Origin of the sequence: Achromobacter pestifer (assembly GCF_902859625.1) — a bacterium.
In the GTDB taxonomy this organism is placed as follows: domain Bacteria; phylum Pseudomonadota; class Gammaproteobacteria; order Burkholderiales; family Burkholderiaceae_B; genus Achromobacter; species Achromobacter pestifer.
The window spans coordinates 552,379-564,431 of record NZ_CADIJX010000001.1 but is presented as its reverse complement, the minus strand read 5'-3'; the positions used below and the strand labels follow the sequence as shown (position 1 = coordinate 564,431).

The following is a 12,053-nucleotide window of genomic DNA, read 5'->3' as shown; positions in this document are numbered from 1 at the left end:
CCCCTCAGATAGGTAGGCAAATGAGCCAGCGATTGAATTACTTCCAGGTGTCCGCCGAGTTGTCCAAGAAGTACATGGACTTCAGTGCCGCAATGAAAAAAGTGCCGGTGATCGAGGAGTTCGGCGATCTCGTCGACATTCGAGCATCCCAGATCAACGGCTGCGGCTTCTGCCTGGACATGCACGTCAAGCAAGCCAAGCTTCACGGCGAACGCGAGCTCCGCCTGCACCACATTGCCATCTGGCGCGAATCCACCCTGTTCTCGCCACGCGAACGCGCCGCGCTGGCCTGGACCGAAGCCCTGACCACCCTGCCCCCGCACGGGGTGTCCGACGAGGTGTACGAGCACGTGCGTGAACAATTGTCCGAATCCGAAATATCGGACCTGACATTCCGGGTGGTCGCCATCAATGGCTGGAACCGTTTGAATATCGCTTTCCGGGCGGTACCGGGTTCCGCCGACACCGCTTTCGGCTTGGACAAAGCCGGACTGAGCTAGGTCGTCGTCTCTGACATCAGCGCCTTGATCCGCAGGCCCAATTCGTGGGCCTGCGCTTCGGAGGCAATGTTGGTGAAGCTGAGCAACAGGCCTGATTGCGGATCCGGCAGGGACGACCAGCGCGACAGCGGGTGCGCGTACAGGCCCTGCGTCAGCATCCGGGCGGCCAGCGGCTGATCCGTCAGCCTGCCTTCCATGCGTGCCAGCAAATGCATGCCGCCTGGCTGCGGATCGATCGGCATGCGCGGACCTAGCGCGGCGCTCAGGCCCGCCGCCGTGGCACGGCGGCGTTCACTGTACAGACGCCGCATGCGTTGGATGTGCCGCCCAAAATGCCCCTCGGTGATGAAGGCGGCCAGGATGGACTGGGTCAACCCCGGCGCGGTGCCCGACAACAATCTGCAAATGCGATCAAAACGCGCCACTTTCGCCTCGGGCACCACCAGATACGCCAGCCGCATCCCGGGAAACAGCACCTTGCTGAACGACCCGGCATACAGCACCCGCCCCTGCGCATCCAGGCTTTTCAACGCCGGCAAGGGACGGCCGACATAGCGATATTCACCGTCGTAATCATCCTCCACAACCCAGGCCTGCTGGCGTTCCGCCCATTCCAGCAAAGCTTGCCGCCTGGGCAACGACAGCGACATGGACAGCGGACTTTGATGCGCCGGGGTGACCACGGCCGCCTTGGCTCCGACGCATCGCGTGATGCCTTCGCTGACGATCAGTCCGTCCGCGTCCACCGGTACGGCAACCGCCTGCATGCGGGCCTGCGCCAGCAACGCGCGTGTCGGCGGATAGCCCGGGTCTTCCACCCACACCGGGTCACCGGGCTCTAGCAGCGCCTGCATGATCAACTGCATCGTATGGTTGTAGCCCGAGGTGATGAACACCTGCGACGGCTGGCAATGGATGCCGCGCGCCACTTGCAGATAGGCCGCCACCGAGATGCGCAATCCCATCAAGCCGTTGGACGGGGGATAGGACAGATCCGGCGCTTGCACGCTGCGCAATTGCCGGGCGCCCAGCCGGGCCCACAATTTGCGCGGGAATTCGTCCAGCGCCGGCAGCCCCATCTGAAACGGCAGGATCGTAGCCGGACGATGCCAGCCATGTTCATCGTCCGGCATTTCGCGCGGCGTCACGACGGCGGCCACCGGCGCCTGCGGTTGTAGATCCGGCGCGACAATCGTGCCGGCCTGCCCGCGCGTCTGGATATAGCCTTCAGTCCCCAACAGCGAATACGCCACTTCGATCGTGCCGCGCGCCACGCCCATTTCCTTGGCCAGCGCCCGCGCCGACGGAATACGGTCGCCCGGCGCCAAGGTGCCTTGCGCGATCGCGCTGCGAAACCGGTCGTAGATCTGGCGGTAGAGCGGGTCCGCGCTATTGGGAGCAAGCGGCGGCAGCCCGTCCTGTGGGCGGCGATCAGTCATGGCATAGTCCAAAGTGCAATTTATGGCCCTTCAAATTATGTCATGGTCTTTCTACGATGGTGTCTTGTTCTTCCCTAAACCGTCAAGAATCGCTCCATGACAGACTCCGCTTTAAAACATATCGACACCGACGACGACCTGCGCGCCTGCCTGCCGCTGATGCGGGAACTACGGCCCCATCTTGCCGATGGCGATGATTTTGTCGCGCGCATCACCCGCATGCGCTCGGAAAGCTATCACCTGCTGGCTGCCTTCGACGCCGGCCAGGTCGTGGGATTGGCCGGCTACCGCTATCAAGAGAACCTGATTTATGGCCGCTTCATGTACGTGGATGACCTGGTGGTGGATAGCACCCGCCGTGGCGGCCGTTGGGGGAGCCGCTTGATGCAGGCGTTGGACGGCATTGCCCGCGAGGCCGGCTGCGCTAAATTCGTGCTGGACACGGGCCTGGCCAATTCGCTGGCCCAGTATTTCTATTTTCGCCAAGGCCTGTTGACCAGCGCCATCCGTTTCAGCAAGCCCCTGGAAGCCCCTGTCGCATGAGTATTCTTCACATCACTTGCAGCCCGCGCGGCCAACACTCGGAAAGCCACCGCCTGTCGCAACGCATCATTGACCGCCTGATCGCCGCCGCCGGCCCCCAGGCGCCCGCGATCATTGAACTCGACGCTACCGCCCTGCCCCATGTCGACCATGACTACGCCGCCGCGCTGAGCGCACCCGTCGACCCGGCCGAAGACGTATTGGGACGCGGCGCGCTGCAACTATCCGCCCAGTTGATCCAGGCTTTGCAGGACGCGACGCAGATCGTCATTGCGACACCGATGCACAATTTCACGGTGCCGTCGTCATTGAAGGTCTGGATCGATCATGTGGTGCGGGTGCGCAGCACCTTCCGCATCACGGCCGAAGGCAAGATCGGCAACCTGCCCGACCGGCCGGTGTATGTGGCCATTTCATCCGGCGGTGAGTTTTCGGGCGATGCGGCCCGCCAGCCTGATTTCCTGACGCCCTACCTGACCCACGTGTTGGGCACGATCGGCTTGAAGCGCGTGACGTATTTCTCAGTGGAAGGCACCGCGCGCGGCGAGCCCGCGCTGCAAGCGGCGCGAGCCCGGGCCGAAGCCGCCATCGCGGCGCATCCGTCATGGACGGCATAGCCAGGTCGGGTCATCGCGGTTGGTAAATCCTGATCCTTTCAGGCTTACCGGGCATTTCGGGCACGTCCGAACGGCCGACGGAGACTAAGCCGCCGTCGGCCTGATAATTCAAGCGTATTGCATTGACACTGCGGAAATCGGCGCACTACGCTAAGTCGCAAAAGTCGGCGCCATCACACTGATGGCGTACTCCCCAACCCCATCGATATGCTGGAGACACGTGATGATCCTGTATCGGGTTGTGCTTCCGGCAATGCTGCTGTTCGTGCTATTTGCCGCGTATTCCGGCAGCGCCGTTGCCGCCTGCACGGATAAGAAAATACGGTCGATGTCGGATGAAGGAAAATCGGTGAAAGCCATTGCCAGGGCCTGCGCCATGCCCCAGGCGAAAGTGCAGGCTGTCATCGATAGCGATGATAGTGATGACACCGCGGCGGCGTCCGCCCTGGATGCGACGCCCGCCATCAAGAAGCTGCCATCGGGTGCGGGGCTGGCCAGTTGCGATTGCCAGGGCACGGTGCCCTATGGTGACAAAGCGCCTGAATTGCGCTGCCAGAGCGGCGTCTCGATCGCCACGCCATGCGCGGGCTACTGCCCGCCTCGCGGTATCGCGCCCTGGCGGCGAGTGTGCAGTTGACTGCCATTGCGCTGCGCCCATGAATCATCGGCAGTAAGCGTTGCCACCATCATTGCGTGCCAGGCTTGGTCCCTGGGCGTCGCCCAACTCAGAAAACGAGCGTAGCGGTACCCATGAACGTGCTGGAGCTGTCGAGCCTGTTGGTGCTGCTGACAGTCGGCACCCAACGCAAGCTGAGCGACAAGGAACGCTTGTCCGCCAGCTTCGTGTCGTACGTCACGATGGGACCGAATGCCCAGTCACGCCCTTTGAAGCCGTTCAAGCGGTCAGCCGTTGGCCCCTTGTCGCTACCCAATTGCTGGATGGTGCCAAGGATCAAACCGGCGCTGACACCATTGCTGAACGTCTTGCGGCCCATCACGTCCAGGCTGAAAATCGGTGCGTTTCGATATTCCGTGGCGCTGTTGCGGGTGTAGAACTGCACCCCTGCGACGGTATCCAGCTGAAAGCCGGACTCCGGGAAAATCTTGGTATAGGCCACCTGCGGAATGAAGGTCCAGTTGTTGAGGCTGGGGTTGGCCATGTCGTCGGCGTTGTACTTGCCGGTGGGAGCCCAGATATTCAGGCTGAGCGCCATATGTGACGTTTCGGAAAAATGATAGCCAGCGATGATGGGCGAAAAATACAGATCAAACAGGTTCGACGCCGTATCGCTTTGGCCCGTTACCCGCCCCCCGGGACCGGTCAGTTTGGAATCAACCTTGGTCCAGACATAGGGCAATGTGAAACTGGACGCGAAATTCCAGCGCCCTGGACCGGTATCCCACGTTTTCAGGACGGTCGCCAGCGTGAACGCCACCTTGCCGTTCAGCCCAAGCGACGTTCGTCCTCCCACCGGTACTTCGCGGCCGCCGCCAATGTTGCCGTCCAGATAGATCTGGGCGAAATTCACGGCCCAGATCGGTTCTGGCGACACAATGCCCGCATTCGGTTGTACGTTGGTCCCCGTGATCTGGCGGCCCAGGGCGCCTTCGGTTGCCATCGACACCGAAGGCCCAGCCAGCGCGGCCATTGCAAGCCATGGCGCCATCGCGTTGCGCCAGACGATCCGGCGTGTGCATTTCCGCATCATTGCCTTCCTCTCTCGTTTGCCTCAGGGCGCCAACTCGGCCCGTGACCCGAACAGCCCGATGGATGAGCGCGTCTGCTTCTCGGCTTGCAACAATGCCGCCTTGCCGTCGGCCACGCCTTGTTCGATCGCGTCGCGCGTGATGGGGTCCAACGTGGCGGCGTCGAAAGGTTTGCCCGGCCCGATGCCGATCAAGGCGAAGCGCCGCATCCTGTCTTGTTCAGCCGCCCGCTGCGGCTGCGTGAAGGCCAGCAACTGGTTCAGATAGGCAATGAAGTCCACGGACGTCGCCCGCTGTTCGTCCCACGGCAACCACTCCACGCCAGGCGATGCCGCGGGCGCCGGCTGGTGCAGGAACTCGTTCAATGGACGCAGCTGGTATTTCGCCTGCAAGGCCTGCACGTTCTTGGCATCCGACGGCCCCTTCAGGCGGGTACGGCCCAGGATCCCAACGAAGTCCGTTTCGGATCGAAACACCTTGGTGATGCCCTTGGGTTTGTCCCCGGTCCAACGCGGTCCCGCGATCAGATAGTTCCCCGCCGCAAAGCCGGTCGCCCGTACCCCCGCACAGGCGAAGCTGTGGGTGTACAGATCCACCATCTGGAAAACGTTGTAGCGGTCTTTCGGCGTGGCCGGCAGGCTCAGCACCCAGGGCTGCGCCCATAGGTCCAACCAAGCCCATGAGTCGGCAGTGGCATTGTTGGGCGTGACGATTTCGCGATTTTCCGGCGGGTAAGGCGGCGCGTCATGGCGGAACTTGCCAAAACCGCCGACATACGCTTTGCCGTCAGGATTGATCGCCTGCTCATACATGGTCTTGTAGTTGTTGAGCATGGGGTAGGCATAGAGATATGCCTCCTTGGCCGTGCGGCGCAATGATTCGTCCTGGATCGGCGCGGGCTTGCTGGCACAACCCGTCAATACCGTCACGGCAACAATGGCCAAGGCCAGCCATGTCGTCATCCATTCCTTGCCCGATTCTTGCGATGCGGCCCTCAAACCGTCCATGCGCTGCTCTCCACTCGGGATTCACAAATTGCAAAGACATGCGGTAGTGCAAGGAATCTATTCTTGATGATGAATATACGTACTAAGGAAGATTCAACCTTCGCAATATTCTCACAGAGTTTTGCTTTCCCCAAGTACCGCCTCAAGGCAGGACTGCCCCGGGTTTCTCCTCTGTCCGCACATCAAACTGCGCGGTTGCCCGTTGCGGAAAAACAGCGGGGACACCAAACCGGTGTCCCCGCTGTGCCTACTGCTTTCGATGCGTTCAGGCAGATGTCGGAATGAGTGATTCAGGCGGGCGCGCATGCACCTGATGAATGCGCAGACCATCCCGGCGCGTGACTTCAAAACTCCAGTCATGCAAGGTCACGGTGTCGCCTGCATCCGGTATCCGGCCCGTTGCCCGCAACAGGCAACCTGCAAGGGTGGCGTCCGGATAATCGTCCGCCAAGGAAGGCGCATTCAGCAGCCGGGCGGCCTCGCCCACCGACAACCGGCCTTCCAGCAACCATGAACCGTCCGACAACTGCAATGCTTCAGCTTGTTCTTCGCTATGCTCCGGCAAATCACCGGCCACCGCGGTCAGGACATCCATCGGCGTGACCAGTCCTTCGCAGACGCCATGCTCATCCACGACAATCAGCATGTGATCGCGGGATGCGCGCAGTTCCTCCAGCACCTTCAACACCGGTGTCGTCTCCATGACGTAACGCGGTTCGCGGGCCAGCTCCACCAGGTCAATGGGGCCGGGGTTCTGCAACAGCGGCAGCACGTCCTTGAAATGCAGCACGCCCAGGATATTGGACGCATCGCCCGCGCACAGAGGCAAGCGCGAATGGCCGGTGGCGAACTTGCGCACGACGATATCGGGCGTGTCGGACACATCCAGCCACGTCATGTCGCCGCGCGGCACCATGATGGAGCGCACGTCGTGCGCGCCAACCGACAACACGCGCTCGATCATCGAGCTTTCTTCTGGAGCAAAGGCCGGTTCGTCACCCGCGCTGTCAACCAACGCCACGACTTCATCGGCCTGATGGCCGGGCTGACCAGCCCGCCCGGCACGCAGCAGCCGCAGGACCGCCCGCGCCGTGCGTTGGCGCCGGCCCAGCGCATGCGTGCCCTTGGCACGGTTGCGACGAGCCAACTGATTGCACAGCTCGATCAAGATCGAGAAACCGATGGCGGCGTACAGATAGCCCTTGGGCACATGGAAGCCCAGGCCTTCAGCCACCAGGCTGAAGCCGATCATCAGCAACAGTCCCAGGCACAAGATCACCACCGTGGGGTGACGGCCGACGAACGCCATCAGCGGGCGGCTGGCCACCATCATGACGGCCATCGCCACCACGACAGCGATCATCATGATGCTCAGGTCCTGCACCATGCCCACCGCAGTGATGACGGAGTCCAGCGAGAACACGGCGTCCAGCACCACGATCTGCAAGATCACCTGCCAGAACACCGCATGCTGGGGTTTCTGACCGGAGTCATGGCCGGCGCTGCCTTCCACCCGTTCATGGAGCTCCATGGTGCCCTTGAAGAGCAGGAACAAACCGCCCAGGATCAGGATCAGGTCGCGGCCGGAGATTTCGGCCCCCCACACCGTGAACAAGGGCGCCGTCAACGTGACGACCCAGGCAATACTCGCCAGCAGCCCCAGCCGCATGATCAGCGCCAGGCTCAGGCCGATCAGGCGCGCGCGGTTGCGCTGCGCCGGAGGGAGCTTGTCGGCAAGAATGGCGATGAACACCAGGTTGTCGATGCCCAGAACAATTTCAAGAATGACCAGCGTCGCCAGGCCAAGCCAAGCGGTGGGGTCGTTCATCCAGTCGAAAATCATCGTTAATCCACGAAAAACGGGCGAGCGCGCACGAAAGCGCCGCCTTGCTGAAAGGGGGAAGCGTGATCAAGCGAGGGAAGATGGGCGGCCGCGGGCGGTGCTCGGCATGCCACTTGAGGCGTGGCAGCGATGGCGCGGGCCAGATCGGCACGCCGGAAGCCGGAGGCCGTGGAGGAAACAGGAAGGAATGCTGGGCGCCGTGGCGCCCTACTAGGAGGGGGGTCTTCGGTCATGGTGGGCGGAGTTCGCAGACTGCCGGTAGACAGTTATAGCGCGTAAAAACCGCCGTGCTCTCGTTCTTACAGGAACCTGAATCCTACCGGAATCCCGCAAGAAGGCAAGTCGCGGCCGCGCCAAGGCGGCTAACGCGGGTCCGCAGAGCCACCCGAACCCGAGGATGCGCCCGAGCCCGGCATGCCGGCGTTGTCCGGTGCTCCCGTCTTGCCGGCAGGCGTGCCCTGCTGCCCGCCGCGCGTGTCCGCACCGGGGTCTTTTTGCCTGGGCGTGGATCCCGCCTTGGACTTGGTGTCATTTTCTTCAATCGATGGCATTTTTTTCCCATCCGTGGTTCGAGCGCCGGGGACGGGCTTGCCAATGGCGTTGGCGGGCGCCGTCTTCTCATCGGCAGTCGGCATCGGCTGCGATGGCGCCGCGGCCTGGGCCACCAAGGCCGCTTGCGCGGTCTGCGCCCCGGCCGCGTGCCAGGGAAGGATCGCCAGGAAGGCGGACAGCAGTAGCAGTTTGTGGCTTTTCATGGTTGTCTCCAAATCAAAAACAGTGACAAACTAAGCGCCGACAGATAACGAGTTGGTGCGGGATCTCTTTCACCCAGGGGCAAGTTACGTGCCTGCCCCAATGCTGGAGTGATGCATGGACGATCAACCCTCGGACGATCTTTCGCCGGACCCTCAACGCACGGATGATCCGCCTGTCGCCGGCAGGCGCGGATTGCTCAAGGCGCTGGCCGTCGGGGTGCCCGGCGCGGCGTGGGCCGTGAAGGCACGTAGTGCGCCCGCCGACGCCCCTGCCGCCGCCGGCCAGGCTCAAGGCGACATGCCACACGCCGCGGCCCCACCCTTGAACCGCGCGCTTCAATTCTTCAATGCCCAGGAAGCGCTCGCGATGGATGCGATTGCCTCCCGCCTCATCCCCGCCGACGAATTGGGGCCAGGTGCAAAAGAGGCCGGCGTCACCCGGTTTCTCGATGGGCAGTTGGCTGGCGCCTGGGGCGCCGGCAGCCAGTTCTACCGGCAAGGCCCATTCGAGAAAGGCACACCGGAACAGGGCTACCAACTGTCATTCACCCCCGCTGAAATGATCCGGCGCGGACTTGCCGCCCTGGACGCAGCAACGCGCAAGCAAGACGGCCGCCCCTTTGCGGAATTGGATGCAGCCAGACAGGACGCCTGGCTGCACGATTTGCAGGCTGGCAAACCGGATTTCTCGCCGTTGCCATCCGACGTCTTCTTCCAGGCATTGCTGGATGCCACCATCGAAGGTTTCTTTTCCGACCCGCTATACGGCGGCAACGCCGACATGGTGGGCTGGAAACTGGTGGGATTCCCTGGCGCGTTTGCTTCGTTTTCAAACGACATCGAACGGCACGGCGTCATCTGGGCCGGCAAGCCGGTATCCATCGCCAATGCCGTGGGACACGCGATGAAGCCGGGAGACTCGCATGGCTAAGACCTTACCCGCGGTGGACGTGGCGATCATCGGCGGCGGCTGGACGGGATCCATCATCGGCAAGGAACTGGCCGCCGCCAAACAGCGCGTGGTCGTGCTGGAACGGGGCCAGGCCCGCTGGCCTTCGCCCGACTTCCAAGGACCGAACGTCCATGACGAACTGAAGTACACACGGCGCCACGAGCTGCATCAGGATGCCGCCACCGAGACCTTCACGTTCCGCAACAGCACCGACCAGAAGGCGCTGCCCATGCGCCGCTGGCAGTTCGCGTACCCCGGCACGCACCTGGGCGGCGCAGGCAACCACTGGTCCGGCGCGTATTACCGGTTCGACCCTACGGACTTCCGCATCCGCAGCCACTACACCGAACGCTATGGGGCCGGCATCTTCGACAAGGAACTGACCTGTCAGGACTGGCCGCTGACATACGACGAACTGGAGCCCTACTTCGATCGATACGACTATCTGATCGGCGCCTCCGGACAGGCGGGCAACCTCAAGGGGGAAAAGCAGGAAGGCGGCAACCCGTTTGAACCCTGGCGATCACGGCCCTATCCCAATCCCCCCATGAAAGTGCCCTATGCCCCCGCGCTGTTTGGCGAGGCCGCAAGAAAACTGGGCTATCACCCCTATGTGCAACCGTCCGCACTCTGTACCCGGCCCTACGTGAATTCCGAAGGCCTGCACATGAGCGCTTGCGTCTACTGCGGGTTCTGTTCCAACTTCGGCTGCGAACACTTTGCCAAGGCATCGCCACAGGTCTGTATCCTGCCCGTCGCGATGAAGATGGATAACTTTGAAATCCGTACTGGCGCCCAGGTGCTGCGCGTGGAGCTGACGCCAGACAAGAAGCGCGCTCGCGGCGTGACCTACGTGGACGCCGCTGGCGAAGAGATCTTCCAACCCGCCGAGATCGTCGTGCTGTGCGCCTTTGGCATCAACAACGTGCGCCTGTTGCTGCTCTCGGGTATCGGCAAGCCCTATGACCCGGTGACGAACACCGGTGTCGTGGGCCGCAACTACACGCACCAGACGACCTCGGGCGTGAACCTGTTCTTCGACGAGTCCGTCAACATCAACCCCTTCATGGGCGCCGGCGCCGTCGCGGTGACGATGGACGATTTCAGTGCCGACAATTTCGACCACGGCCCGCTGGGCTTCGTGGGCGGCGGCTATCTGCAAATCCAGGTGGTCAGCGGGGCTCCCATCGGCTATCACCCCACGCCCAAGGGCACCCCGTCATGGGGGGGCGATTGGAAGAAGGCGGTCAAGCGCTACTACAACCATTCCGCGTCCATCACGATCACCGGCTCCGCCCAGCCCTGGCGCGGCGGCTATCTGAGCCTGGACCCCACTTACAAGGATGCCTGGGGCCTGCCGCTGCTGCGTGTCACCTACGATTTTCCGGACAACGACATCCGCATGTCGGCCTTCCTGACGACCAAGGGCGACGAAATCGGACGCGCGATGAAAGGCATTTCACGAACCGAGCCGGGTCCGCGCAAACGGCCTTTTTCGGCCACCGTGTATCAGTCCACGCACCTGACGGGCGGCGCCGCCATGGGCGACAACCCAGAGACCAGCGTCGTCAACCGATATGGGCAAAGCTGGGATGTCCCCAATGTGTTCGTGACAGGCGCGGCGCTGTTCCCGCAGAACTCGGGCTACAACCCGACAGGCACCGTGGGCGCCACCGCCTACTGGATCGTTGAGAAAATCAAGGCGGACTATCTGCGTTCGCCGGGGCGGCTGGTGTCATCATGATCGAACATCGCAAAGGCCTCACCATCGCGGTCTTGCTCATCATCGCGCCGCCGCTTGTCACGCTGATCGCCACGGCCCACCAGATGATAGGCACAGGCGGCGACGGCTTGATCCGCGCAAGTGCCGTCACCGCGCCGCCTGCCGCTACCCCTGCTCCTGCGCCCGCTCCTGCGCCTGCCGTCAAGCCGCCGGCGCCGGCGCCCTCTTCCGCCACGACGCCGGCCACGGCGCCTGCCCCAACGGCGGCCGCCGCCGCCAGTGCTCCGGTACCGGGCCGAAGCGCGTTGGATTTCAGTGCATCACGTCCTGATTGGGAAGGCTTCCTGCGCGGTGCCGATCCGGAGGCCGGCAAGCAATTGGCGGCCAATGGAAAACCCGGCGCCGGCGTGCAAGCCTGTATTGCCTGCCATGGGCCGGCGGGCATCACCCCTACCGGCGGCATCTTTCCGAACCTGGCCGGGCTAAGCCGCGAGTACCTGGCCAAGCAGCTGGCCGACTTCCGCAGCGGAACGCGGGTGCAACCGCTGATGAACACCGTGGCGCGAGCACTGACGGAACAAGAAATCGGCCAGGTTGCGGCCTATTACGGCACCTTGGCCGGCCCGCCTTTGCACGTCGGGGAGTTTGGCGGCGAAGCGGCGCGCAAGCTGGACCTGCAAGGCGATGGCGCGCGCGCCCTGCCAGCCTGCGCGAACTGCCACGGCCTGCGTGGCATGGGCGAAGGCCCCTTGCTGCCCAGACTGGCGGGACAATCCAAGGAGTACTTCACGGACCAGATGAACGCCTTTCGCAACGGCTCTCGCCAAAACGACGACGTGGGCGTCATGCGTGCGTTCTCGCAACGGCTGACCGACAGCGAGATCGAGGCGCTGGCGCTGTATTACGCCGGCCCGCCACCCAAGCCAAAGTGACCCGCCTCCTGTCCTGCTCGGAACATCGCGCGCCG

12 protein-coding genes are annotated in these 12,053 nt (G+C 63.1%); 7 read left to right on the top strand and 5 right to left on the bottom strand.

Annotated elements, in window-relative coordinates:
* Window positions 1-20 precede the first annotated feature (20 nt).
* On the top strand, window positions 21-500 hold the full coding sequence (locus HV753_RS02565) for a carboxymuconolactone decarboxylase family protein (protein WP_175172851.1): 480 nt from the start codon (window positions 21-23) through the stop codon (window positions 498-500).
* Here HV753_RS02565 and pdxR read toward each other — a convergent pair.
* Window positions 497-1,939 (bottom strand): MocR-like pyridoxine biosynthesis transcription factor PdxR, encoded by a 1,443-nt coding sequence (gene pdxR, locus HV753_RS02560; RefSeq protein WP_175172850.1) that lies wholly within the window; start codon window positions 1,937-1,939, stop codon window positions 497-499. The two genes, HV753_RS02565 and pdxR, sit on opposite strands and share 4 nt — an antisense overlap.
* Before the next feature lie 96 nt (window positions 1,940-2,035).
* On the opposite strand from pdxR, the gene HV753_RS02555 reads away from it, so the two are divergent.
* The 3 genes from HV753_RS02555 (at window position 2,036) to HV753_RS02545 (ending at window position 3,736) form a co-directional block, all read left to right on the top strand.
* On the top strand, window positions 2,036-2,482 hold the full coding sequence (locus HV753_RS02555; RefSeq protein WP_175172849.1) for a GNAT family N-acetyltransferase: 447 nt from the start codon (window positions 2,036-2,038) through the stop codon (window positions 2,480-2,482).
* Window positions 2,479-3,099, top strand: a complete 621-nt coding sequence (locus tag HV753_RS02550; protein ID WP_175172848.1) for an FMN-dependent NADH-azoreductase — start codon at window positions 2,479-2,481, stop codon at window positions 3,097-3,099. Before HV753_RS02555 ends, HV753_RS02550 begins: the two co-directional genes overlap by 4 nt.
* 223 nt (window positions 3,100-3,322) lie before the next feature.
* A complete protein-coding gene (locus tag HV753_RS02545) occupies window positions 3,323-3,736 on the top strand; it encodes a hypothetical protein (RefSeq protein WP_175172847.1) in 414 nt (137 codons plus the stop codon).
* 88 nt (window positions 3,737-3,824) lie between these two features.
* On the opposite strand, the gene HV753_RS02540 is transcribed toward HV753_RS02545, so the two are convergent.
* From HV753_RS02540 to HV753_RS02525, 4 genes are all read right to left on the bottom strand, one after another.
* A complete protein-coding gene (locus tag HV753_RS02540) occupies window positions 3,825-4,808 on the bottom strand; it encodes a SphA family protein (protein ID WP_425485869.1) in 984 nt (327 codons plus the stop codon).
* Window positions 4,809-4,829: 21 nt separating this feature from the next.
* Entirely contained in the window at window positions 4,830-5,813 is a 984-nt protein-coding gene (locus HV753_RS02535) for a DUF1254 domain-containing protein (RefSeq protein ID WP_246288125.1), read from the bottom strand.
* 265 nt (window positions 5,814-6,078) lie between these two features.
* On the bottom strand, window positions 6,079-7,656 hold the full coding sequence (locus HV753_RS02530; RefSeq protein ID WP_175172846.1) for a TerC family protein: 1,578 nt from the start codon (window positions 7,654-7,656) through the stop codon (window positions 6,079-6,081).
* 362 nt (window positions 7,657-8,018) lie between these two features.
* Window positions 8,019-8,411, bottom strand: coding sequence for a hypothetical protein (locus tag HV753_RS02525; RefSeq protein WP_175172845.1), 393 nt, complete (start codon window positions 8,409-8,411; stop codon window positions 8,019-8,021).
* A gap of 115 nt (window positions 8,412-8,526) precedes the next feature.
* On the opposite strand from HV753_RS02525, the gene HV753_RS02520 reads away from it, so the two are divergent.
* The 3 genes from HV753_RS02520 to HV753_RS02510 are packed head-to-tail and all read left to right on the top strand — an operon-like array spanning window position 8,527 to window position 12,018.
* The gene (locus HV753_RS02520; protein WP_175172844.1) at window positions 8,527-9,342 is read left to right on the top strand and encodes a gluconate 2-dehydrogenase subunit 3 family protein; all 816 of its coding nucleotides are present in this window, start codon (window positions 8,527-8,529) and stop codon (window positions 9,340-9,342) included.
* Window positions 9,335-11,107, top strand: coding sequence for a GMC family oxidoreductase (locus HV753_RS02515; protein ID WP_175172843.1), 1,773 nt, complete (start codon window positions 9,335-9,337; stop codon window positions 11,105-11,107). The genes HV753_RS02520 and HV753_RS02515 overlap by 8 nt, the downstream gene beginning before the upstream one ends.
* Entirely contained in the window at window positions 11,104-12,018 is a 915-nt protein-coding gene (locus HV753_RS02510; protein WP_175172842.1) for a c-type cytochrome, read from the top strand. Before HV753_RS02515 ends, HV753_RS02510 begins: the two co-directional genes overlap by 4 nt.
* The last annotated feature ends 35 nt before the right edge of the window (window positions 12,019-12,053 follow it).

Excerpts from the sequence above, each read along its gene's own strand:
- HV753_RS02540 (WP_425485869.1), bottom strand. The coding sequence starts at position 4,808 with ATGATGCGGAAATGCACACGCCGGATCGTCTGGCGCAACGCGATGGCG.
- HV753_RS02565 (WP_175172851.1), top strand. The coding sequence starts at position 21 with ATGAGCCAGCGATTGAATTACTTCCAGGTGTCCGCCGAGTTGTCCAAG.
- HV753_RS02525 (WP_175172845.1), bottom strand. The coding sequence starts at position 8,411 with ATGAAAAGCCACAAACTGCTACTGCTGTCCGCCTTCCTGGCGATCCTT.
- HV753_RS02535 (WP_246288125.1), bottom strand. The coding sequence starts at position 5,813 with ATGGACGGTTTGAGGGCCGCATCGCAAGAATCGGGCAAGGAATGGATG.
- HV753_RS02515 (WP_175172843.1), top strand. The coding sequence starts at position 9,335 with ATGGCTAAGACCTTACCCGCGGTGGACGTGGCGATCATCGGCGGCGGC.
- pdxR (WP_175172850.1), bottom strand. The coding sequence starts at position 1,939 with ATGACTGATCGCCGCCCACAGGACGGGCTGCCGCCGCTTGCTCCCAAT.
- HV753_RS02520 (WP_175172844.1), top strand. The coding sequence starts at position 8,527 with ATGGACGATCAACCCTCGGACGATCTTTCGCCGGACCCTCAACGCACG.
- HV753_RS02550 (WP_175172848.1), top strand. The coding sequence starts at position 2,479 with ATGAGTATTCTTCACATCACTTGCAGCCCGCGCGGCCAACACTCGGAA.
- HV753_RS02510 (WP_175172842.1), top strand. The coding sequence starts at position 11,104 with ATGATCGAACATCGCAAAGGCCTCACCATCGCGGTCTTGCTCATCATC.
- HV753_RS02545 (WP_175172847.1), top strand. The coding sequence starts at position 3,323 with ATGATCCTGTATCGGGTTGTGCTTCCGGCAATGCTGCTGTTCGTGCTA.
- HV753_RS02530 (WP_175172846.1), bottom strand. The coding sequence starts at position 7,656 with ATGATTTTCGACTGGATGAACGACCCCACCGCTTGGCTTGGCCTGGCG.
- HV753_RS02555 (WP_175172849.1), top strand. The coding sequence starts at position 2,036 with ATGACAGACTCCGCTTTAAAACATATCGACACCGACGACGACCTGCGC.